Source organism: Streptomyces sp. NPDC056161 (genome assembly GCF_042268025.1).
Taxonomy (GTDB): Bacteria; Actinomycetota; Actinomycetes; order Streptomycetales; family Streptomycetaceae; genus Streptomyces.
Genome location: NZ_JBHJUV010000009.1, coordinates 203350 through 225684, shown reverse-complemented (window position 1 = coordinate 225684; position 22335 = coordinate 203350). Strand labels below are relative to the sequence as shown.

The 22335-nt window shown below is 71.1% G+C and carries 18 protein-coding genes and 1 pseudogene; 8 read left to right on the top strand and 11 right to left on the bottom strand.

Going from position 1 to position 22335, the window contains the following annotated elements; genetic code table 11:
- Positions 1–33: 33 nt before the first annotated feature.
- From ACFC09_RS11415 to crcB (ACFC09_RS11370), 10 genes and pseudogenes are all read right to left on the bottom strand, one after another.
- Positions 34–4395, bottom strand: coding sequence for an Rne/Rng family ribonuclease (locus ACFC09_RS11415; protein WP_376525959.1), 4362 nt, complete (start codon positions 4393–4395; stop codon positions 34–36).
- 262 nt (positions 4396–4657) lie between these two features.
- Complete coding sequence (locus tag ACFC09_RS11410; protein ID WP_376525957.1) at positions 4658–5458, bottom strand: TIGR03936 family radical SAM-associated protein; 801 nt, start codon at positions 5456–5458, stop codon at positions 4658–4660.
- Between the two features lie 48 nt (positions 5459–5506).
- Positions 5507–6691 (bottom strand): annotated as a pseudogene (locus ACFC09_RS11405) (hypothetical protein).
- 145 nt (positions 6692–6836) lie between these two features.
- On the bottom strand, positions 6837–7559 hold the full coding sequence (locus ACFC09_RS11400; protein ID WP_376525955.1) for a DUF2637 domain-containing protein: 723 nt from the start codon (positions 7557–7559) through the stop codon (positions 6837–6839).
- 24 nt (positions 7560–7583) lie between these two features.
- Positions 7584–7763 (bottom strand): hypothetical protein, encoded by a 180-nt coding sequence (locus ACFC09_RS11395; RefSeq protein WP_376525953.1) that lies wholly within the window; start codon positions 7761–7763, stop codon positions 7584–7586.
- 207 nt (positions 7764–7970) lie between these two features.
- Positions 7971–8582, bottom strand: coding sequence for a hypothetical protein (locus ACFC09_RS11390; protein WP_376525951.1), 612 nt, complete (start codon positions 8580–8582; stop codon positions 7971–7973).
- 24 nt (positions 8583–8606) lie between these two features.
- Positions 8607–9161 carry a hypothetical protein gene (locus ACFC09_RS11385; protein WP_376525949.1) on the bottom strand — a complete coding sequence of 185 codons (555 nt, stop codon included), beginning with the start codon at positions 9159–9161 and terminating at the stop codon, positions 8607–8609.
- 308 nt (positions 9162–9469) lie between these two features.
- The gene (locus ACFC09_RS11380) at positions 9470–9892 is read right to left on the bottom strand and encodes a hypothetical protein (protein WP_376525975.1); all 423 of its coding nucleotides are present in this window, start codon (positions 9890–9892) and stop codon (positions 9470–9472) included.
- Positions 9893–10288: 396 nt separating this feature from the next.
- Positions 10289–10663: a fluoride efflux transporter CrcB gene (crcB, locus tag ACFC09_RS11375; protein ID WP_376525947.1), complete on the bottom strand. Its 375-nt coding sequence runs from the start codon at positions 10661–10663 to the stop codon at positions 10289–10291.
- A gap of 8 nt (positions 10664–10671) precedes the next feature.
- On the bottom strand, positions 10672–11100 hold the full coding sequence (gene crcB / locus ACFC09_RS11370) for a fluoride efflux transporter CrcB (RefSeq protein ID WP_376525945.1): 429 nt from the start codon (positions 11098–11100) through the stop codon (positions 10672–10674).
- A gap of 167 nt (positions 11101–11267) precedes the next feature.
- Here crcB (ACFC09_RS11370) and ACFC09_RS11365 point away from each other — a divergent pair, with 167 nt between their 5' ends.
- The 4 genes from ACFC09_RS11365 to ACFC09_RS11350 all read left to right on the top strand — a co-directional run bounded on the left by ACFC09_RS11365 (position 11268) and on the right by ACFC09_RS11350 (position 18191).
- Positions 11268–11549: an FmdB family zinc ribbon protein gene (locus ACFC09_RS11365; protein ID WP_376525943.1), complete on the top strand. Its 282-nt coding sequence runs from the start codon at positions 11268–11270 to the stop codon at positions 11547–11549.
- Between the two features lie 134 nt (positions 11550–11683).
- The gene (locus ACFC09_RS11360; RefSeq protein ID WP_376525941.1) at positions 11684–12319 is read left to right on the top strand and encodes an AmiS/UreI family transporter; all 636 of its coding nucleotides are present in this window, start codon (positions 11684–11686) and stop codon (positions 12317–12319) included.
- A 39-nt stretch (positions 12320–12358) separates the two neighbouring features.
- Positions 12359–13609, top strand: coding sequence for a formamidase (gene fmdA / locus ACFC09_RS11355; RefSeq protein ID WP_376525939.1), 1251 nt, complete (start codon positions 12359–12361; stop codon positions 13607–13609).
- 298 nt (positions 13610–13907) lie between these two features.
- The gene (locus tag ACFC09_RS11350) at positions 13908–18191 is read left to right on the top strand and encodes a discoidin domain-containing protein (protein ID WP_376525938.1); all 4284 of its coding nucleotides are present in this window, start codon (positions 13908–13910) and stop codon (positions 18189–18191) included.
- A gap of 93 nt (positions 18192–18284) precedes the next feature.
- On the opposite strand, the gene ACFC09_RS11345 is transcribed toward ACFC09_RS11350, so the two are convergent.
- Complete coding sequence (locus ACFC09_RS11345) at positions 18285–19919, bottom strand: FUSC family protein (protein ID WP_376525936.1); 1635 nt, start codon at positions 19917–19919, stop codon at positions 18285–18287.
- A gap of 66 nt (positions 19920–19985) precedes the next feature.
- Here ACFC09_RS11345 and ACFC09_RS11340 point away from each other — a divergent pair, with 66 nt between their 5' ends.
- The 4 genes from ACFC09_RS11340 to ACFC09_RS11325 all read left to right on the top strand — a co-directional run bounded on the left by ACFC09_RS11340 (position 19986) and on the right by ACFC09_RS11325 (position 21988).
- The gene (locus ACFC09_RS11340) at positions 19986–20441 is read left to right on the top strand and encodes a MarR family winged helix-turn-helix transcriptional regulator (RefSeq protein WP_376525934.1); all 456 of its coding nucleotides are present in this window, start codon (positions 19986–19988) and stop codon (positions 20439–20441) included.
- Between the two features lie 42 nt (positions 20442–20483).
- Positions 20484–21068, top strand: a complete 585-nt coding sequence (locus ACFC09_RS11335) for a GNAT family N-acetyltransferase (RefSeq protein ID WP_376525932.1) — start codon at positions 20484–20486, stop codon at positions 21066–21068.
- 198 nt (positions 21069–21266) lie between these two features.
- Entirely contained in the window at positions 21267–21596 is a 330-nt protein-coding gene (locus ACFC09_RS11330) for a PadR family transcriptional regulator (protein WP_376525930.1), read from the top strand.
- Between the two features lie 2 nt (positions 21597–21598).
- Positions 21599–21988: a DUF1048 domain-containing protein gene (locus ACFC09_RS11325; protein ID WP_376525929.1), complete on the top strand. Its 390-nt coding sequence runs from the start codon at positions 21599–21601 to the stop codon at positions 21986–21988.
- Positions 21989–22335 lie beyond the last annotated feature (347 nt).

Genomic DNA, 22335 nt, shown 5'->3' with positions numbered 1-22335 from the left:
GCAGGGACCGGCCGCGGCTCCCGTCGGAACGGGTCAGACCTCGTCGGCGGTGGCCGCCACCGCGGTCTTCTTCGCCGTCGTCTTGGCGGCGGCCGTCTTGGCGGTCTTGGCCGCCTTCTTGGCCGTCGTCTTCTTGGCGGCCGTCTTCTTGGCCGCGGTCTTCTTGGTGGCGACCTTCTTGGTGGCGGCCTTCTTCGCCGTGGCCTTCTTGGCGGTCTTGCGGGCCGCCTTCTTGGCCGGTGCCGGCTCCTCGGCCGCCTCCTCGGTGACCGCGACCGGCTCGGGTCCGGCCTCCTCCGGCGCGGCGGACGCGACGACCACCACGGCGGCGTCCTCGGACGCCGTCGGCGCGGTGGCCCTGCGCACCGCACGGCGCCGCGGGCGGGCCGGGGCGGCGTCCTCGGCGGGCACCTCCGCGGCCGGGGCCTCGGCAGTCGGCGCGGCCGGCTCCACCACCGGTTCGGCGGCCACGGGCGCGGCCTCGGTGACCGTCACCACGGCGGCCTCGGCACCCGCGGGCGAACCGGCGGGCGCCGACACCTTCCGGGTCGCGCGACGGCGCGTGCGCCCGGCGGGCGCCGCCTCCTCGACGGCCGGTTCCGGCTGGGCCGGACGTCCGTCCTGCGCCGCGCCGTCCGCGGCGCCCACGGTCACGGTCGCCTCGGTCACGGCCGCCTCCGCCGGGGCGGCGACGTGGACCTGCGGGGCCTCCGCGGCCTCCGTCTGCCCGGACTCGCTCCTGGGCGCGCCCGCCGGAGCCGAGGCCCGGCGGCTCGCCCGGCGCCGGTTGCGCCCGCGGCCGGTAGCCGCGGCCTCCGCCTCGGCGACGCTGCTGTACAGCTCCTCGTCGGGGGCGAAGTCGGGCGCGGGCAGCGCGACGGGCACGGCGGCCTCCGCGGCGACCTCGGCCTCGCTCTCCGCCTCCTGCTCGGCGGTCGCGATCACCTCGGCGACCGCGCTCCCGGCGGCCTCCAACGCCTCGGCCGTCTCGTGCACATGGCCGTCGCCGCCGCGCCCGCGCTTCTTCCGCTTGCCGCCGCCCACGGACGTCGGCTGCTCCATGTGCACGATCACGCCACGGCCGTTGCAGTGGACGCAGGTCTCCGAGAAGGACTCCAGCAGCCCCTGGCCGACCCGCTTGCGGGTCATCTGCACCAGGCCGAGCGAGGTCACCTCGGCCACCTGGTGCTTCGTACGGTCCCGGCCCAGGCACTCCAGGAGGCGCCGCAGCACCAGGTCCCGGTTGGACTCCAGCACCATGTCGATGAAGTCGATGACGATGATGCCGCCGAGGTCGCGCAGCCTGAGCTGGCGCACGATCTCCTCCGCCGCCTCCAGGTTGTTCCTGGTGACGGTCTCTTCGAGGTTGCCGCCCTGACCGGTGAACTTGCCGGTGTTGACGTCGATGACGACCATCGCCTCGGTCCGGTCGATGACCAGCGAACCGCCACTGGGCAGCCAGACCTTGCGGTCCAGCGCCTTGGCGAGCTGCTCGTCGATCCGGTACGTGGCGAAGACGTCGACCTCGCTGGTCCACTTCTGCAGCCGCTCGGCCAGGTCGGGCGCGACGTGCGCGACGTACCCGTGGACGGTCTCCCAGGCGTCACCGCCGCTGACGATGACCTTGGAGAAGTCCTCGTTGAAGATGTCGCGCACGACCCGGACGGTCATGTCCGGCTCGCCGTACAGCAGCGACGGCGCGTTCGAGCTGCCGCCGTTCTTCGACTTCTTCCGGATGTCCTCCCACTGCGCCTGCAACCGCTCGACGTCCCGGCGCAGCTCGTCCTCGCTCGCGCCCTCGGCGGCGGTGCGCACGATGACGCCCGCGTCCTCGGGGACGACCTTCTTGAGGATCGTCTTCAGCCGCGCCCGCTCGGTGTCGGGCAGCTTGCGGCTGATGCCGGTCATCGAGCCCTCGGGCACGTACACCAGGTAGCGGCCCGGCAGGGACACCTGGCTGGTCAGGCGCGCGCCCTTGTGTCCGATCGGGTCCTTCGTCACCTGGACGAGCACGGACTGCCCGGACTTCAGGGCGGATTCGATACGGCGCGGCCCGTTGCCCATGCCCAGCGCCTCGAAGTTGACCTCACCGGCGTACAGCACGGCGTTGCGGCCCTTGCCGATGTCGATGAAGGCGGCCTCCATCGACGGCAGCACGTTCTGCACCTTGCCGAGGTAGACGTTGCCGACGTACGAGGTCGACTGCTCCTTGTTGACGTAGTGCTCGACGAGCACGCCGTCCTCCAGGACGCCGATCTGCGTGCGGTCGCCGTTCTGCCGTACGACCATCACGCGCTCGACGGCCTCGCGGCGGGCCAGGAACTCGGCCTCGGTGATGATCGGGACCCGGCGGCGGCCCTGTTCGCGGCCCTCGCGGCGGCGCTGCTTCTTCGCCTCCAGCCGGGTCGAGCCCTTGATGGACTGCACCTCGTCGGACGGTTCGGCGGCCTTGCGGGGCTCGCGGACCTTGACGACGGTGCGCTCCGGGTCGCCCTCGTCCGGCTCGGTGTCGGCCGAGGTGTCACCGGCGCGGCGCCTGCGGCGGCGCCGGCGGCGGCTGCTGGAGCTGGACCCGGCACCGTCCTCGGAACGGAAGTCGGCGTCCTCTTCCTCCTGCTCGGCGGTGTCCTCGGCGTCCTGCGCGGCCTGTTCGGCCTGTTCGGCCTGTTCGGCCTGTTCGGCGGCGAGGTCGTCGGAGTCGGCGTCGGTGCCGTCGCCCGCCTCGCCGTCGGCGGCGTCACCGCGACGGCGGCGACGGCCGCCCCGCCGGCGACGACGGCGCGAACCGGTCTCCTCGGTGTCGTCGCCGTCGACGGCGTCGTCGGCCGACTCCTCCGGCTCCTCCGGCTCCTCCGGTTCCTCCGCGGGGCGCGCGGTGGTCTGGGGCTCCTCGTCGTGAGAGGTGCTCCGGCGACGGCGCCGGCGCCGCGGGCCGGTCTCGATCTCGGTCTGCTCGTCCGCGTACGCGTCGGTCTCTTCCGCCTCGGCGGCCTCCGCGGCGGCCTCGGCGGCGGCCCGCTCCGGGGTCTGGAACTTCGGCTCGGTGAACACGGGCGCCTGGAAGACGGCGACGGCGGGCCGGGCGGGCCGGCGCGACGTCTCGGCTTCAGCGGGCTCGGCGGGCCCTGCGGGTTCCTCCGCGGCTGACGGGGCCTGCCGCCGCGCGGGCTCGGAGAACCCGGAGGCGGCCTGCCGCACGACGCGGCGACGGGAACGGCGGGTGGCGGTCTCCTCGACGGTCCTGGTCTCGACCGCGACGGACCGCCCGGCCTCGGCGCCGCTCTCGGCGACAGCACCGTTCTCCGAGGTGGGGCCGGTCACCGAGGCGACGGCGGACTCGACGGCGGGGCCGGGCTCGATGCCGGGGCCGGTCTCGGCGTCGTCGGGTGCGGTGGCGGGCGGCGACACCCGGCGGGTGGCGCGACGGCGCGTACGGGGGGCGGGCGCAGGCTCCTCGACCACGGCGGGCGCCTCGACGGCCTCCGGCGGCTCGACGGCTTCCGCGGCGGGCGCTGCGGCCTCGTCGGGCGCGGACGCCCGGCGGGTGGCACGACGACGGGTGCGCGGGGCGGGTGCGGACTCCTCGGCCACGGCGGGTGCGGACTCCTCGACCACGGCGAACGCGGCAGCGGAGTCGGCGTCGGCGGCTGTGGGCACGGCGCTCTCCACGGCCTCGGCGGCGGCCGGGGCACCTGCGGGCGCGGACGCCCGGCGGGTGGCACGGCGGCGGGTACGGGGCGCGGAGGCGGACTCCTCGTCGGTGCCCGGCGCCACGGCGCTCTCGGCGGCGGCCACGGGCCCGGCCGCGTCAGCGGCCTCGGCGGGCGCCGGGACGACGGCCTCGGCGGCGGCCGGAGCACCGGCGGGCGCCGACGCACGACGCGTGGCACGGCGGCGCGGAGCGGCAGCGGGCGCGGACGCCTCGACGGCGGGCGCCTCGGCGGCCACCTCGGGCTGCTCGCCAGCGGCCGGTACGACGGTTTCGGTGGCCTGCGCGGCGGCCGGGGCACCGGCGGGCGCGGACGCCCGGCGGGTCGCGCGACGGCGCGTACGGGGGGCGGGCGCGGGCTCCTCGACCACGGCGGGCGCCTCGGCGGCCTCTTCCGTCTCCTCGGCCTCGCCGGTCATCCCGGTGTCCACGGTCTCTTCGATCTCTTCGGTGTCTACGGTGTCTACGGTCTCTTCGATGATGTCGGTGTCTTCGGCTTTCTGGGTCTCGTCTTTCTGGGTCGCGTCCGTGCCGATGGCCGCGGGCGCTTCCACGCTCAACCGCGTGGCCGGGGCGGCGGGCGGGCCCGCCGGCCGGGAGGCGCTACGGCGGCGCCTGCGCGGCGGCAGCGTGTCGCTGGGGGTGTTCAGTTCGGAACCCTCTGCGGGTTCGATCGGTTCGAGCATGCGGGCGTTTCTCCCGTCAGGCTCCCGGGCGCCGCGCCTGGTCCGGCGTCGATCCGCTCGAACGAACGCCGCTGACGTCCGCGGCCCGCTCGATGCGCGATGGCCGCCGTCCGGGGCGCGGGCGCCGCACGGGAGCTCTCCGTGTCCTGTCTCGCCGGTTCCGTACGCCATGTCGTGCACGGCCTGGCGAAAGTCTTCTGGTCGGTGCGCTGCCCGACCCAGGTGGCTCCCGAGTACGAGGGCGGCGCTTCGACGCCCATCCCTACGCGGGACCTTCCGGCACCGGCGCCGTCGCGGCGGCAGTGGCGGCGGCCGGTTGCGGCTCGGTCGCTGCTGCCTCGCGGTCGGGCGCGAGCGGGTCGGTCACCGTGCCGGTCTCTTCATCGAGCAGCCCCTGCGCCAGCCTGGTCACCGCTGCGGGGACCGGCGGCGCCAGGTCGGCCACGGCGCGGAGACCGGACAGGACGTCGTCGGGTCGTACGGCAGGCGTCACGTGCCGAACAACCAGCCGCAGTATCGCACAGGGCTGGTCGGTCGGCCTATCAGGCTGCGAACTGTGCGTTTCCACGTTCGCCAGGCTCTCCAGACCGACGACAGCGGCGCGGGCGTCGAACGTGCGCACACCGTTCTTGGTCCTGCGCTGCACTTCGACGGTCTCGGCCTCCGTGAAGGTCTTGACCGCGCGTGCCGCGTCGGCCGGGTCCACGCCGTCCAGCCGCAGCTCCCACACGGAGGCGGTGAGCCGGTCGGCGAGCCCCGACGTCCGCGCCTCGACCGCGTCGACGATGTCGAGCCCGGTGGGCAGCGACGCGTCGAGCAGGGCACGCAAGGTGTCCGGGTCGCGGGCGGCGGCGAGCGCGATCTCCAGGTATTCCGCCTCACTGCCCGTGCCGGTGGGTGCGGCATTGGCGTACGACACCTTCGGATGCGGCGTGAACCCCGCCGAGTACGCCATCGGCACCTCGGCGCGGCGCAGCGCACGCTCGAAGGCGCGCTGGAAGTCACGGTGGCTGGTGAACCGGAGGCGGCCGCGCTTGGTGTAGCGCAGTCGGATGCGCTGCACCGCCGGTGCGGGCGGCGGGCCTTCGGGCTGTCGCTTGCCCAGTGTCGTTCAGTCCTTAGTGAGTGCGGTCGTACTGCTACCAAGAGTACGTGTCCGAGGGCCCGCGGGTTCCCGGCGATCGGTCGCCGCCGGTCACCGGGGTTTGCCGAACAGCGCCCGGCGGAGATCGGCACGCACCTGCCGTACGGTCTCGCGCGCGGCGGCGGTCGCCTGCCGGGCGGCCCGCCCCGCGGCGCGCGCGGCCTCGGCGGCCGGTCGCAGGACCGCGGCGCGCAGGACGTGCCCGGCCGGGGTGAGGACCGTCCGGTACGCCCAGCGCGCCGGTGCCACGAGGATCCACCGGAAGAGGGTCGCGAGGAACCGGCCGACGGCGCGTGACACGTACCCGGCGATGTGCCAGGCGTGCCCGAACGCCGCACCGGTCTCCCGCGCGAGAACCGCGAGGAGCCGGCCGGCGGGCCGGAGCACCCAGCGCCACAGGGCGACGGCGGGCAGCACGAGCAGGATCCGGACCGTCCAGTACAGGACTGCGCCCAGCAGGCCGACGACGGCGACGGCGAGCCGGCTCAGGGCCCGTCCGGCGGGCGCGAGGACCTGGGCGTACAGCCATCGGGCGGGGACGACGAGCAGGCGCCGCACGAGCCGGCCGATCGCGGCGAACGTCCTGCTCCTGAGGGCGGCACAGCGGTTCCGGGCGACCGTGAGCAGCCGGGCGACGCAGCGGGCGGCGGGCGCGAGCACGCGCGCGTACAGCCACGCGAATCCCGCGCCGATCGCTTGGGCGAGCCGGCCGAGGGCCTGTCCGGCGGGCGCGAGCACGCGCGCGTACAGCCACACGAGTCCGGTGCCCACCATCCGCGCCAGTCGGCCGAGGGCGTGTCCGGCCGGGGTGAGCACGTACCGGTACAGCCCGCCGAGCAGGACGACGGCCAGGGCGTGGCCGAGTCGTCCGAGTGCCGTGGCGGCGGGCTTGAGGACGTACCGCCACAGGGCCGTCGCGGGGCGGATGAGGGCGGCCCCGCCGAGCCACCGCAGTGCCCGACCGAGTGGGCGCAGCACGGTGGCGGTGAGCCGCCGGCCGGCCGCGGCCGACGCGTCCCACGCGATTCGCACCGGCACCACCAGCACGAGCACCACGATCCGCACGGGTGTCCGGACGGCGACGACGAGGCACCCCTGCGGATCCCGCGGCACGGGCCCGGACGGCGGGGGCGGCTCCTTTTCGAGATCCATGACGGGGTAGACGCGCCGGGCGGGGACACGGATGCGCCGGGCCTGCCGTATCCGGCGGGCCCGGCGCGTGCGACCGGCCCGGTCAGGGGGTCGAGTCCTCGCCGCGGAAGGGGAGTCCGGGTCCCGTCCGCGACCGGTCAGGGGTTCAGGTCTTGGAGTTGCGCTGTGCGTGCGCGCCGTGCCGGGGGCGGACCCGGGACGAGACCTGGCCGACCAGTTCCCAGAAGCACACCAGGGCGGTGATGGGCGGAATGCCGAGCATCACGTACGACAGCAGCGAACGTGAGGAGTGGCTGACGCACAGCGCCACCGCCATGGCCGACGCGGCCAGGATGACCCCCCAGGACCGGCGCGCGCTGCGGCGCTGCACGGTCGCCCGCAGGATGGACAGCGCCGCCACGAACCACGGCCCGTACACCGTGAGCGGCCACCACTGCGCCAGGTTGGTGGGCAGGACGGAGAGGGCGATGGTGCGCAGTTGCCCGTAGGAGTAGGAGACCGACCAGCCCAGCATGGACGCGGCGCACAGCGAGATCGCCGCGATCAGGACCGTCACATGGGTGACCCGCTGGCCGCCGTCCAGGAAATGGGACTCGGCGCGCAGCCGACGCCGTCCGCTCCTGCGGGGCGTGCGCCGGCGCACCGCCTCGGGCACGGGCGTCGCGGCGGACGCGGTGGACAGCATCTGGGCCAGCTCGTCGTCCAGGTCCCAGCCGCCGGCGGCGGCCTCCGGCGGAGCCGTCGGGTGCCAGTTCTGCTGCGTCGACAGGGAGAGCGTGTCGTAGGCAGGCTGCGTGAGCGTGTCCGGGTCGGTTCTCAGGGCGTACTGGAGATTGTAGAGACCGGCCTCGTCGTAATTCCCGTCCATCCGATAATTCCTCCGCGCTCCTGTTCAGCACGTGCCGTCTAGGGCGCGCAGATAGTCACTTTCCATTTTTCTGATCTTGTCCAGAAAATCATCGAGCAGGTCCGCGCAGTAGTTGGGCCCAGACCCCCCGCCGACCGACCCGCATTCGTCGATGCCCGACGGGTGGCTCATGGCTCCGCATCCCTCTTTCCAGATCACGGTCACTTAACGAGCACAACCGGGGGCCAGGTGTCCGACATTCGGGGGATTGAATCGCTCTCCCGGGGTATCCGGCCGCCTGATGACAACATTTAATGCGCGAATGTATGACCGGAGCGGCCGGGCGTCCGGCCGCCCCTGTCCGCTCCGCCGCCGGGTACCCGGCCGCGTCCGTCCTGCTCCGTCACGCGATGCGGAGCCTGCTGTTCCGTCTCAGGTGGTCAGGAGCCGGTTGAAGAACGAGCGGTAGCGGCGCAGGGTCTGGCGCAGGGTCTCGGTGTCCACCTGCCGGCCCTGGCTCCACTGACTCTCCAACTCGTGCTTGTGCTGGGCGAATGTGTCGGCCAGCGTCCGCATGACGTCGGCGACCAGCGCGTCCGCGGCGTGCACGGCGTCGCGCGGGGCGTCCACGAAGGTGCCCTGGACCGCCTGCCAGTGCTCGCGGAACCTGCGCTCGTCGTCCGGCAGCAGGAGTCGCTCGGGCGCGCCTTCGTCACCCGCGGCTTCACCCGTGTCGGGCGCCCCCGGCCTCGGGGTCGCAGGCTCGGGTTCCGGGGCCGCAGGCTCGGAATCCCGGGTCACCAGCTCGGATTCCGGGGCCGCAGGCTCGGATTCCGGGGCCGCAGGCTCGGAATCCCGGGTCGCCGGCTCGGACTTCACGTCCGTGGACTCGGGCATCGTCGGCGCGGATTCGACCTTCGTCGCGGCGGACGCGGGCGCCTGTTCACCGGTCGCGGGCGCCCGTTCCGTGCCCGCGGTGGGGTGGGCGATGTCCTCGGTGGACAGACCGCCCGTGGTGCGGTTCGTGTTCTGAGTCCTGTTCATGACCGTCCTCCCGGTCATTTTTCGTCAGCGGGCGGGCTGGGCCCTGCCGCCGTCGGAGAGCAACTCATCGAAAATCGCTCGGTAGTGCACCATGGCGTTGCGCAATTGTTCGGTCGTCGCCTGCCGACTGGTGCTGAGCCGTTCGATCTCATGGGCGGAGCGGTAGTGCTCCAGTGTGCCGCCGTGCTCGACCGAGAGGTCCCTCGTCTGTTGTTCGAAACCCTCGGTCGGATAACCGCGCTCCTGCATCAGGGACGTCACCAGGCGGTCCGCGTCGTGCACCGCGTCCCGCGGCCGGTCCACGAACTCCTCCTGGACTCCCTGCCATTCGCCCACGTAGCGGTCGCGGGCCGCGGCGGGCAGCGGTTTGATCTCCAGGGCGTCGTGGCGCTTCTCCCGTGCCCTGAGTTCACGCTCACCGGCCATCCGGCCGCCCTCGCCCTCGACGGCCCGCTCGTACTCGGGGCCGAAACGGTCACGGAGATGGCGGCTCCTCGCCAAGAGGGAAGCCGTCAGCGCGGCCAGCACGACGACCAACACCGCCAGGACGACGATCGCCGCAAGGATGCCTGTCGACATCGGACGCACCTCCTTCGGAACGTGCTTCCGGAATCGGACAACCCCCGGTTCCCCCGTTTCGTCCGATTCAATCGTCCCGGCGTTGCACCGTCCTGGCTTGCACCGTCCTGGCTTGCATCGTCCTGGCTTGCATCGTCCCGGCCGGAGAAGCGCGTGGTCCCGCATCCCGCGCTTCTCGCGGCGGCCGACGGCCGTCGGGAAATGCGCGGGAAATGAGCCGTCGGTCGCCGGGGAGCCCGGTTTTCAACCGGGTCCGGGGAAATCGGCGCGTGGTCAGGAATGTACGTTCGTCAGGACCTGCCGTCGATTCAGAGCTTGCCGCCGATTTCGCACGCCTGGCACGGCGGACGGCCGCAGGTGCACTGCATGAGGGCCTCGACGACCCCACGGTCGTGGTAAAGGCACTCGTCCTTGCAGGTGTGGCGCGGAATGAAGCCGGCCTCGATCTCACCGGGCCACGGCTCGTGGCCGTCCCGGCAGCGGGCGAACCGCTCGGGGTCGTTGGCGTGCAGGTCGCTCATGCTCGACCGCGCCTCTTCCTCCAGCTCCCGGACCCGCTCCACCAGGCCCTTCAGCTCGGCGGCGACGGTGGAGAAACGGTCGGCGCCGGTTCTCACGTGAGCCGCCCGCAGCGCCATCGCCGCGTTGCCCAAGAATCTTCCCGCGTCCTGAAGGTCGGTCACGTGATGCAGCTGAATGCCGTTCACGCCTCGTACCCATACGGCGTCCATACTGCTCACTGATCCACCTTCCCGATGTACACCCTGAATAGCGCGAGTTGGTGCGGGACAGTGCGCGCGGTACCGTATGCCGGTCTCCACTGTGTGCCTGTCCGCGGTACACCTGTCCGCGTACACGAAAATCAACTTACTTAAGGAAGCTAAAGGCGATCCCCCCGCTCGTCCAGCGAATTGTAGGTGAATCGGCTCACAGGTGCCATTGTCCGAGGGGCGGCAGGAGATCCGGATCTTCCTTTTCGGATCTCCTCTGCCGGATCTTCCCTTACGGATCTTCTTCAGGGATCTCCCCATGGATCTTCCGGTCGGTCTTCGGCGTGAGTGGTCACGCACGCCGAGAAGGCCGGACCCGGGATCCGGGAGCAGACGGCGGACCGGCCGTGGCCGCGGTCATCCGAAAACGGCTTGCGCGGCAGCCATGCCCACGTAGACGGAGCCGAGCCCGGCGAGGATCGAGACGACCACGTTGGCCGCCGCGTGAAAGCGCGATCCGGCCTCGGCCAGTTGCAGCGTCTCCCACGAGAACGTGGAGTACGTGGTGAGGGCTCCGCAGAAGCCGGTGCCCACGAGGAGTTGCACGTTCTCCGAGGCGGCGGAGGCCAGGACCGCCCCGGTCAGCGCGCCCAGGATCGCCGAGCCGATCATGTTGACGGTGAAGGTGCCCCACGGATAAGAGGTGCCGTGGCGGGCCTGTACCGCCCGGTCGACGAGATACCGCAGGGGGGCGCCGACGGCACCGCCGAGCACGACGAGCAGGAACCCCATCCCCTCAATCACCTCCTCGCCAGCAGGGCGCGACGGACGACGGTCGCGCCGATCCGCACCCCGACCATCGCGATGACCACGGTCGCCACCAGGTAGGCCAGGGCCAGGACCACCCGGTCCTCGCGCACCAGGCGTTCGATGTCGACGCAGTACGTGGAGAAGGTCGTGAATCCGCCGAGCACCCCGGTGCCGAAGAACGGGCGCAGCAGCGGGTGCGCCGACCAGCCCTCGGTGATCGCCGCCAGGAAGACGCCGATGACGAAACATCCGACCGCGTTGACGCCCAGCGTCGTCCAGGGGAAGTCGGCGGCGCCCGTCGGCCACAGCAGCGACGCCGCGTACCGGGCGCAGGCGCCCGTCGAGCCGCCCACCGCGATGACGGCCAGTACCTGTGCCTGTCCGCGGGGAGCGTCCCGGCGCTGACGAGCCTCTGCCACAGGGGACCTTTCCGGCGTCCGAAGGGGCACGGCTCGGAAGTCCCGACTTCCGGCCGCTCCGCTTATGAATCGTACGGCACGGCCCGCCCGGGGCCGACCGTCCTGGACTTGACACACGGATTTACCGGTCGTCTCCTGGAAGAGGGAAAATCGTCCGGAGGCTGCTGATGGCAACCTACGAGTATCTATGCGGCCGGTGCGGTTCATTCGATGTAAAACTGCCCATCGGAACGGCGCCCAAAGATTACGGATGCCCTGTTTGCACAGGTGCTGCGAGACGTGTGTTCTCTTCCTCCGGCCTCTCAGGGACCTCACCCGAGGTCACTGCCCTCCGCGCCCGTGAGGAGCGGTCCCGTGAGGCCCCGGCGGTGATTTCCGAGTTGCCGCCAGGTGTCAGGCCGGTGCGCAAGCGACCGCATCCCGCACTCTCCCGATTGCCGCGCCCCTGAGGGCACGGTGATCCGCACACAACGCGTCCACGGCGTCCGTATCCGCGCACGGGCTTCGTTCCGGTGACGGTGCGACGCGATTCCGCTCGTCATGCGGACTTGGCCCGCCCTGCGGACTTAGGAGGTGCGTCCCCGTGTCGAACGTGGGGCTGCTCTTTGTCGGTGCGGTGCTGTTCATGAACGGGATGATGCTCCTCGGGAAGGTCGAGGCCAAGGCAGCAGCGGTCTTCAACCTTTTCGTGGGTGCACTCCAGGTGCTGACGCCGACGTACCTCATTTTCGTTGCCGACAACGACCCGAAAAAGATACTGGCAGCGTCCGGCATCTATCTGTTCGGCTTCACTTACCTGTATGTGGGAATTGGCCTCCTGGCCAACCTCGACACCACCGGGGTCGGCTATTACTCGCTCTTTGTGGCGATTGCCGCTCTCGGGTATTCTTTCGCCAATTTCCACCTCCTCAAGGATTACCCGTTCGGGGCCATCTGGCTCTACTGGGCATTTCTCTGGTTCCTGTTCTTCTTGGTGCTCGGCCTCAAGATGGACAGGCTCACCACCTATACGGGCTGGGTCACGGCGATCGAGGGCTGGGTCACAGGCGTGATTCCCGCCGGTCTGCTGCTCTCCGGCTACTGGAAGCACCCCGACGAAACAGCCATCGCACTGGGAGCCTTCGCGGTGGTGGTGTTCGTGGCGCTGTGGCCGCTCACCCGGAAACCGCACCATCCGGCCCCCGCCGCTCCCGCGGCCGGCCTGAGTGCACCCACGTGACCGGACCAAAAGTGGACGACAACTGATGAGGAAGCTGTCATGCCCGAAGTTGTTTTCAGAGTGGACCAGAGCAAATCCATGCGCGACCAGGATGTGCCGGGCCACAACAGGTGGCATCCGGACGTCCCCGTAGCCGTCATGGTGAAGCCGGGCTCGGAGTTCCGCGTCGAGTGCCGTGACTGGACCGACTGCCAGGTCGGCAACAACGACTCCGCCAACGACGTACGCGACATCGACCTGACCATCCCCCACATGCTCAGCGGCCCGATAGGCGTGGAGGGCGCCGAACCCGGCGACCTGCTGATCGTCGACATCCTCGACCTCGGCCCGGTGCCGCAGCAGACCGGGAGCGCGGCGGGCCAGGGCTGGGGCTACACCGGCATCTTCGCCAAGGCCAACGGCGGTGGCTTCCTGACCGACTACTTCCCGGACGCCTACAAGGCCGTCTGGGACTTCCACGGCCAGCAGGCCGTCTCCCGCCACCTGCCGGGGATCCGCTTCACCGGCATCACCCACCCCGGGCTGTTCGGCACCGCTCCGTCCGCGGAGATGCTCGCCAGCTGGAACACCCGTGAGAAGGCGCTGATCGACACGGATCCGAACCGGGTCCCGCCGCTCGCCATTCCGCCGGACGCCAGCAACGCGCTCGCCGGCACCGCCACCGGAGACCTCGCGCGGCGCATCGCCGAGGAAGGCGCGCGCACGGTGCCGGCCCGCGAGAACGGCGGCAACCACGACATCAAGAACTGGACTCGCGGTTCTCGGGTCTTCTTCCCCGTGCACGTGAAGAACGCCAAGCTCTCCGGCGGCGACCTGCACTTCAGCCAGGGCGACGGGGAGATCACGTTCTGCGGCGCCATCGAGATGGGCGGCTTCATCGACTTCCACGTCGACCTGATCAAGGGCGGCATGGAGAAGTACGGCATCTCCACCAACCCGGTGTTCCTGCCGGGCAACGTCGAGCCGCGGTACTCGGAGTTCCTCACCTTCGTGGGGATCTCCGTCGACCACGACACGGACACGAACTACTACCTGGACGCGACGCTGGCCTACCGCAGAGCCTGCCTCAACGCGGTCGAGTACCTGAAGAGGTTCGGCTACAGCGGCGAGCAGGCGTACCTGCTGATCGGCGCCGCCCCTGTCGAGGGACGCATCAGCGGCATCGTGGACATCCCGAACGCCTGCTGCTCGCTGTACCTGCCGACGGCCATGTTCGACTTCGACATCCGTCCGGTCGCCGCGGGTCCGACGAAGGCGGACCGCGGCATGTGCGCGGTGACCAGCACCTGACCGTCCCCACTCCTGTCCCGACGGCCCCGCGGCAGCGCCCGCGGGGCCGTCGCCGTCTGCTTCCCGGTCACACCGTCGCCGCGGACGGCTCCGGCCGCCGCCGGGACCGTCCGCCGCCCGCTCAGCCGAGGTGCTTGCGCACCTATCTCTGTCATGGGCATGGACGAACATCCCCCCCTCTGCAAAGCTTCAACAAGCTCACGCAAATAATGTGCAGAGAGACGCTTCTCACGATCATCCTCGCGCAACTTCCTGACATGGCCATGGACCCCACACATCCCTGCAGACGAGGAGCACGATGGGCAGCAAGCGCTTCAGATGGCGCCCGATCGCTGTGACACTGGCGGGCAGCCTCCTGGCGGTCGGCGGACCGACCCTGCCCGCCCTGGCGGCGGGCGGCCCCGACCTCGCGACCGGCACCGCGGTCGCGGCGAGCAGCACCCGCGGCCACACGGCGGCCGCGCTCGACGACGGCGACCGGGACACCTACTGGCAGAGCGGCCACGGCGCCTTCCCCGCCTGGGCGCAGATCGACCTCGGCGCCAGGACCCGGATCGACCAGGCGGTACTGAAACTCCCCGCGGGCTGGAAGAGCCGCACCCAGACCCTGACCGTCCAGGGGAGCGACGACGGCAAGGCGTTCCGCACCCTGGTCGCCTCGGCCACGTACACCTTCGCCGAGGATCAGGACAACACCGTCACGATCGGCTTCCCGGCGCTCAACACCCGTTATCTGCGGGTGGAGATCACCGGCAACAGCGTCGCGGGCGCCGGCCAGCTGGCCGAGCTGGAGGCGCACCGGGCCACCGGAAGCAGCGACGACCTGGCCCGCGGCAAGCGGCTGACGGCCAGCAGCTCCGCCAGCGGGCACGCCGCCTCCGGTGCCGCCGACGCCGACCGGAACAGCTACTGGCAGAGCGGCAGGGCGGACTCCGCGCCGTGGCTCCAGACCGACCTCGGCGCCGCCGTACCCGTCAACCGGCTGGTGCTGAAACTGCCGGCCGGCTTCGACGCCCAGCGGCAGACCCTGAAGGTGCAGGGCAGCACCGACGGCAAGCACCGCACCGACCTGGTCGACTCGGCCGAGTACCGGTTCAGCCCGGACAAGGGCAACGAGGCGACGATCAGCTTCGACACCACGACCACGCGGTACCTGCGCCTCACCCTGACCGGGGAGTCGAAGAAGACCGGCGGCCGGCTGGCCGAGTTCGAGGTGTACGGACCGGCGACCGGCGACGTCACCGCGCCGTCGGCCCCCCGTTCCCTGAAGCTGTCCCAGCCCGAGACCGGCAAGGTCGCCCTCGCCTGGAAGCCCGCGCGTGACAACAAGAAGGTCACCGGCTACGACGTCTACCTCGGCAACACCCTGCGCACCACGGTCGCCGGGAACGTGACCTCGTACACCGACCTCCAGCCGCGGGACACCACCCTCGCCTACCACGTCACGGCCCGGGACGCGGCCGGGAACCAGTCGGCGGCGAGCAACACCGTGACCCGCGGGGCGGCCAAGGGCGACACCCAGGCGCCCACCCAGCCGGCCGGGCTCACCTCCGTCACCGCGAAGTCCGGGGCCGTCGAGCTGAGCTGGCAGAAGTCGGCCGACAACAAGAAGGTCACCGGCTACGACGTCTACGCGAACAACAAGCTGCGCAAGAGCGTGGCCGGCGACGTCACCTCCGTCACCGACCGGCAGCCGGCCGGCGCCACGGTCACCTACCAGGTGCGCGCCAAGGACGCGGCGGGCAACACCTCGCCGCTGAGCGCCAAGTCGGTCAGCACCGGCGACGGCATCCAGGCGAGCAACCTCGCGGTGGGCAAGCCGGTGGTGGAGTCCGGGCACGTCTACACCTTCGTCGGCACCAACGCCGTCGACAACAACGTGGGCACCTACTGGGAGGGCGCCAGCGGCGTCTGGCCCAGCACGCTCACCGTCAAGCTCGGCGCCAACGCCGACATCAGCCAGGTCGTCCTCAAGCTCAACCCGGACCCGGTCTGGGGCGCGCGGACGCAGAACATCCAGATCCTCGGGCGGGAGCAGAGCGCGACCGCGTACACCAACCTGGTGTCGGCCGCGAACTACGCCTTCAACCCGAGCACCGGCAACACCGTCACCATCCCGGTGACCGCGCGGACCGCCGACGTCCAGGTGCGCATCAACAGCAACACCGGCGCGCCGGGCGGCCAGATCGGCGAACTCCAGGTCATCGGCGATCCGGCGCCCAACCCCGACCTCACGGTCACCAGCCTCACCGCCTCCCCCGCGGCCCCGGTGGAGACCGACGCCGTCAGCCTCACCGCGCGGGTCGCCAACAGCGGCAGCGCCGCCTCCCCGGCGACCAATGTCAACTTCTACCTGGGCACCACCAAGGTGGGCACCGCGAACGTCGGCGCGCTCGCCGCGGGCGCGGCCACCGACGTGACCGCCTCCATCGGCACCCGGGACGCGGGCTCGTACCAGCTGACCGCGAAGGTCGACGAAGCGAACACCGTCATCGAGACCAACGACACCAACAACTCCTTCACCGCCGCCTCCCCGCTGGTGGTCCGCCCGGTCGACAGCGCCGACCTGGTCTCCTCACCGGTCGGCTGGTCCCCGGACAACCCGGCGGCGGGCAACAACGTCACCTTCAGCGTCGCCATCAAGAACCAGGGCACCATCGCCTCGGCGGGCGGCGCGCACACCATCACGCTGACGCTGCTCAACGAGAGCGGCGGCACGGTCCGCACACTGACCGGCACCTACAACGGCGCCATCGCCGCCGGGGCCACCACCAGCCCGGTCGCGCTCGGCTCCTGGACCGCCGTGAACGGCAAGTACACGGTCCGCACGGTGATCGCCGACGACACCAACGAGCTGCCGGTCAAACGCACCAACAACACCAGCAACAAGCCGCTGTTCGTGGGCCGCGGCGCCAACCTGCCGTTCGCCTCGTACGAGGCGGAGGACGGCACGGTCGGCGGCGGTGCCCAGGTCGTCGGGCCCAACCGGACCATCGGCGACCTCGCGGGCGAGGCGTCCGGCCGCAAGGCCGTCACCCTCAACAGCACCGGCAACTACGTCGAGTGGACCACCAAGGAGCCCACCAACACGCTGGTCACCCGGTTCTCCATCCCCGACTCCGCGGGCGGCGGCGGCATCGACGCCACCCTCAACGTCTACGTCAACGGCACCTTCGCCAAGGCGATCAACCTGACCTCGAAGTACTCCTGGCTGTACGGCGCCGAGGCGAGTCCGGGCAACTCACCCGGTTCGGGCCCCGCGCGGCACATCTACGACGAGGCCAACGTGATGCTCGACTCGACGGTCCCGGCGGGCGCGAAGATCAGGTTGCAGAAGGACGCGGCGAACACCTCGCAGTACGCGATCGACTTCATCAACACCGAGCAGGTCGCCCAGGTCCCCAACCCCGACCCGGCCACCTACGTCACCCCGGCCGGCTTCACCCAGCAGGACGTGCAGACCGCCCTGGACAAGGTGCGGATGGACACCACCGGCAAGCTGGTCGGCGTCTACCTGCCGCCGGGCGACTACCAGACGACCGGCAAGTTCACCGTCTACAACAAGCCCGTCAAGGTGGTCGGCGCCGGGCCCTGGTACACCCGGTTCTACTCCCCCGCCACGCAGAGCAACACGGACGTGGGCTTCCGCGTGACGGACACGGCGAACGGCTCGACGTTCGCCAACTTCTCCTACTTCGGCAACTACAACTCCCGCAACGACGGTCCCGGCAAGGTGTTCGACGCCAACGGGATCAGCAACCTGACGATCGACAACATCTGGGTCGAGCACCAGATGTGCCTGTACTGGGGCGCCAACACCGACAACGTCACGATCAAGAACAGCCGGATCCGCGACGTGTTCGCCGACGGCGTCAACATGACGAACGGGTCGCAGAACAACCTCGTCCAGAACAACGAGGCGCGATCCACCGGGGACGACAGCTTCGCGCTGTTCGCCGCCACCGACAACGGCGGCGGCAACAACACGGGCAACGTCTACGAGAACCTGACGTCGACGCTGACCTGGCGCGCGGCCGGAGTCGCCGTCTACGGCGGCGAGAACAACGTGTTCCGCAACCTGTACATCGCGGACACGCTGGTCTACTCCGCCATCACCATCAGCTCCCTCGACTTCGGCTACCCGATGAACGGCTTCGGCCCAGGTCAGACCAAGGTCGAGAACGCCTCACTGGTCCGGGCAGGCGGTCATTTCTGGGGTAACCAGACCTTCGGGGCCATCTGGATGTTCTCGGCCTCGAAGACGTACACGGCGATCCGGGTGACCGACGTGGACATCGTCGATCCCACGTACAGCGGGATCATGTTCCAGACGAACTACGTGGGCGGCCAGCCGCAGAACCCGGTCCAGGACACGGTCCTCACCGACGTGTCGATCACGGGCGCGCAAAAGAGCGGCGACGCCTACGACGCCAAGTCCGGCTTCGGGATCTGGGCCAACGAACTGCCCGAACCCGGCCAGGGCCCGGCGGTCGGCACGGCGACGTTCACCGGCCTGCGGCTGGAGAACAACGCCGTGGACATCCGCAACACCACGTCGACGTTCACGATCAACGTGCAGTAGACGTCCGACGGTTGTGAAGACCCCGCACAAGGCGCCGCGCCCGGAATCCGGGCGCGGCGTCGCGCCTTCGGCGGGGACGGGCGGGCGGAGCGGTCATGCGCGCACTCGACGCCGCCGCCCGCTTCCGCGGACGGTGAACCGGCCCCGGCGAGCGGCGGGTGCCGTACTCACGGACTGCCCTACGGCCCGGCGGACGGCGTCGAGGTCCGAGACGATCGCCTCCACACGCTCCGCGCGGCCACCGCCTCCGGCGGTCACCGGGCTGCTTTCCCCGGGTGCCGCGGGCGCCCGGGACGCCCCGGACACCCCGGGTGTCGCGGGCCTCCCGGGTGCCGCGGGCCTCCCGGGTGCCGCAGGTGCCGCGGACCCCTTTGGCGCCCCAGACACCGCAGGCACCCCCGGCTCCCCCGCTTCCCCCGGCTCCCCAAGTCCGCCCAGTTTCCTCAGTTCCCCCAGTTTCCTCAGTTCCCCCAGTTCCTCGATCAGCCCGGCACACGTGTGCAGTGCGTCGACCGCATCGGCGGGATGCGGTGCGGGACGCCGCAGCCACATGCGGAGCCTGCGCTGTGCCTCGAACGGCGCCTTGATCTCGTCGAGCCGGGCGAGGCTGTCCAAGAACCGGGCGCGCACCGACGGGAACCGCGCGGGCTCCGGCCGGTGGACGGTGTCCAGGACGTCGTTCAGGGCGGCCAGGGCCGACGCGGTGCGTCGGCGCAGCACGTCGGTCGACCGGACGGGCAGGACGAACCACGCGGCGGCGATGCCGACCGCGGCGCCGACGACGATCGCCCCGACCCGGGTGAACAGCAGACCGGTGCCGGTCTGCCCGTAGTAGCCGTAGAGCAGGGCGAGCAGGCCGGTCACGCAGCCCGCCCAGTAGGCGTAGTTGTAGCCGCGCAGCCACGTGGCCACCACCAGCACCACGAGGATCACCGCGATCGTCGTCGGGTCGCGCGGCGGGAACACACCGGCGAGGAGTGTCGCCGCCACGGTGCCCACGGCGGCGCCGGATATCCGCAGGACGCCTTTGTGGAGGACGTCGGCGCGGCCACGGTTGCCGCTGCACACGATGAACGTCGTCAGCACCGTCCAGGGCCAGTGGCTCGGGTAGGCGAGCCGGCCGATCAGGAAGGCGGCGGCCAGGCCCAGGACCATCTGGCCGGCCATCCGGTCGCTGATCGCGAGCCGGGAGCCGGTGCCGCGCGCGGCGGGCGGCGTCGCGGGACGCGGCTTGTCCACCCCCACTCGGACCGCGGCGAGCTGACACACGGCGGTACTGGCCGCGGCGATCAGCGCGGCCAGGGCCGCCCACAGGAAACGGCCGGCGCCGGGGCCGGAGGGCACCGGGTCGACGAGCGCGACGACGAACGGCGGCGTCGCGAGCGACCCGATCGTGGTGGCGAGCGGGCCGAAACGGCGGAGCCAGATCGTGCCGCCGATACCGAGGACGAACAGCGTGCCGCCGGTCACGAAGTGGTCGTCCAGCAGGTCGCCCACCGCACAGGCGGCGACGGCGACGAGCGGCAGCACGGCGAGCCCGAGGAGTTGTCGCGGCAGGGCGGCGCCCCGCTGGGTCCGGGCCAGCGTCACGGTCAGGATGACGGTCGACACCACGACACTGTCGTTCAGCCCGGCGGAGTCCTTGACCCACACGGCGCAGCCGAACGCCAGCAGCAGGGACGCACCTGTGGGCAGGACCGAGGCCACCCCGGCCAATATGTTACGCAATACCGTACTTCCCTCCCTGATCTATCACGCCAATCCCCCACTGATAATAAGTGATAGCTTAATATCATGCCGAAGGGGAACCCCGCCGAGGGAAGCGAAGAACAGTCGTTGATCGACACGGCCGCGCAGATCCGCAGCGGCGCCGCCCGGCTCGCCCGGCGACTCCGCGCCGAGCGCTCGCCGGGCGCCCTCAGCGCCAACAAGGTGGGGGTGCTCAGCCGCCTCCATCGGCACGGACCCGCCACGCCCGGCGAGGTGGCCGCGGCCGACCGGCAGCAGCCGCAGTCCCTGACACGCGCCTTCGCCGAGCTGGAACAGGACGGGCTCATCTCGCGCACACCGGACGAGCGCGACCGCCGCCAGTCCCTCCTGGCCCTGACGCCCGCCGGCCGGCAGGTCCTCCTGGCGGACCTCGCCGAGCGCGATGCCTGGCTGGCGTCCGCGCTCACGGACCTGAGCGAAACCGAACGCGAAGTACTGCGCCTGGCCGGGCGGCTGATGGACCAGATCTGCGACCGGTGACGGCCATCGGGCGGGGTCACCGGCGGTCCTACTCTGTTTTAAGTGAGCAACCAGCTTCTTGAGGGCGCTGTCGTCCGCCTCGTCCCGTTGTCCACCGACCACACCGACGCCCTCTTCCCCTCGGCGTCCGACCCCGAGGTGTGGCGGTGGATGCCCCGGCCGCGCCCCCGGACCACAGCCCAGATGCACGCGATGCTCGCCGAGCTGACAGCCGACCCCACGCGGCGCGGCTTCGCGGTACAGCGCCGGGACGACGGGGCCGTGATCGGCTCGACCAGCCTGTACGACCTCGATCCGGGCCACAGCCGCGCGGAGGCCGGTACGACCTGGTTCGACCGCTCCTGCTGGGGCGGCCCCTACAACGCCGAGTCCAAACTGCTCCTGTTCGGCCACGCCTTCGACGACCTCGGCCTCGCCCGGCTCGCCCTGCGCACGGACAACCTCAACGTGCGTTCCCAGCAGGCCCTGACCCGCCTCGGACTGGTCCACGAGGGAACCCTGCGCAGCCACATGCGCCGACCGGACGGCACGCGCCGCGACTCGCTCTACTACAGCCTGCTGGCGGACGAATGGCCCGCCGTGCGCGACGCGCTGCGCGCCCGGGTCGCCGCCAAGACCGCGGCCTGAGCCGACGCGTGCGACCTGAGCCGACGCGTGCGGCTGAGCCGACATGTGCGGCTGGGCTGACGTATCCGCGGCTGAGCCGACGCGGGGCCGTTCTGGGCTCCGGACCCCGCACGCCGTAGGTATTCAGTGTTGCCAAGTACCGGTACTCAGTATTACTCTGTACCGGTACTCAACGGCGATGAGTAGATGAGGGAGGTCATGAGCAAGCAAGCAACGGAGATGCTCAAAGGAACCCTGGAGGGCATCGTCCTGGCGATCCTCTCCACACGGTCGGCCTACGGCTACGAGATCACGGCGTGGCTGCGGGAGCAGGGCTTCACCAGCATCGCGGAGGGCACCGTCTACGCCCTGCTGGTCAGGGTGGAGCAGCGCGGCCTGGTCGACGTGGAGAAGGTCCCGTCGGAGAAGGGGCCGCCACGCAAGGTGTATTCCCTCAACGCCCAGGGGCGTGAATACCTCGACGAGTTCTGGAGGACCTGGAGCTTCCTCGCAGAACGACTGGAACAGCTCCGCGAAGGAGGAAGATGACCATGTCAGAGGCAGAAGAGCGCGGTTTCGTCGCGAAGGTGATCGGACCAAAGCGGCGGTGGTGGGCGTACAAGGCGCGCGTCAAGGAGCTTCCCGAGAACTACCGCACGGCGGTCGATGCGATCGAACGGTATCTGATGCACTTCGTGCCGGCCGACGGCGAGAGTGCGACCTCGGCGTTCGAGGATCTCGCGGACCTGTTCGAACAGGCCGCGGCCGACGGCACGTCGATCCGCGAGATCGTCGGGGACGACCCCGTGGAGTTCGTCGAGACGTTCGCCCAGAACTACACGAAGGGCGGATACGTCCCCGACCGGGCGCGGGAGCGGCTGGTCAAGGCGATCGAGAACGCCGCGGGGGAAGACGGCGGAAGGGACGGGACGGCCCGGTGACCACGGAGCGCCCGGCGTTCCACGACTGAAACCGCCGCGGCGCGGAGCACCCGCCGCCGTGACCACGGCCGCCATCCCAATCCTGACCACGGCGGCCAGCCACCCGCCCCCTGACCACGGGTCCGAACCACCGTCCCGACCGCCGGGCGAAGTTGCCGTCCCGACCACAGGGCCAGGCTGCCGCCAGCGACGCCCGCGAGCAGCACGCGTCTTGGCCGGACGACCCGCGGTTGCGGCGATCCGCAGGTCGACAGCGCCGCGGACGCCGCCGCCCGGCTCGACGCCGATCCGATCTCCGGGCTCCGATCTCCGGGCTCCGGGCTCCGGGCTCCGGGCTCCGGGCAGGT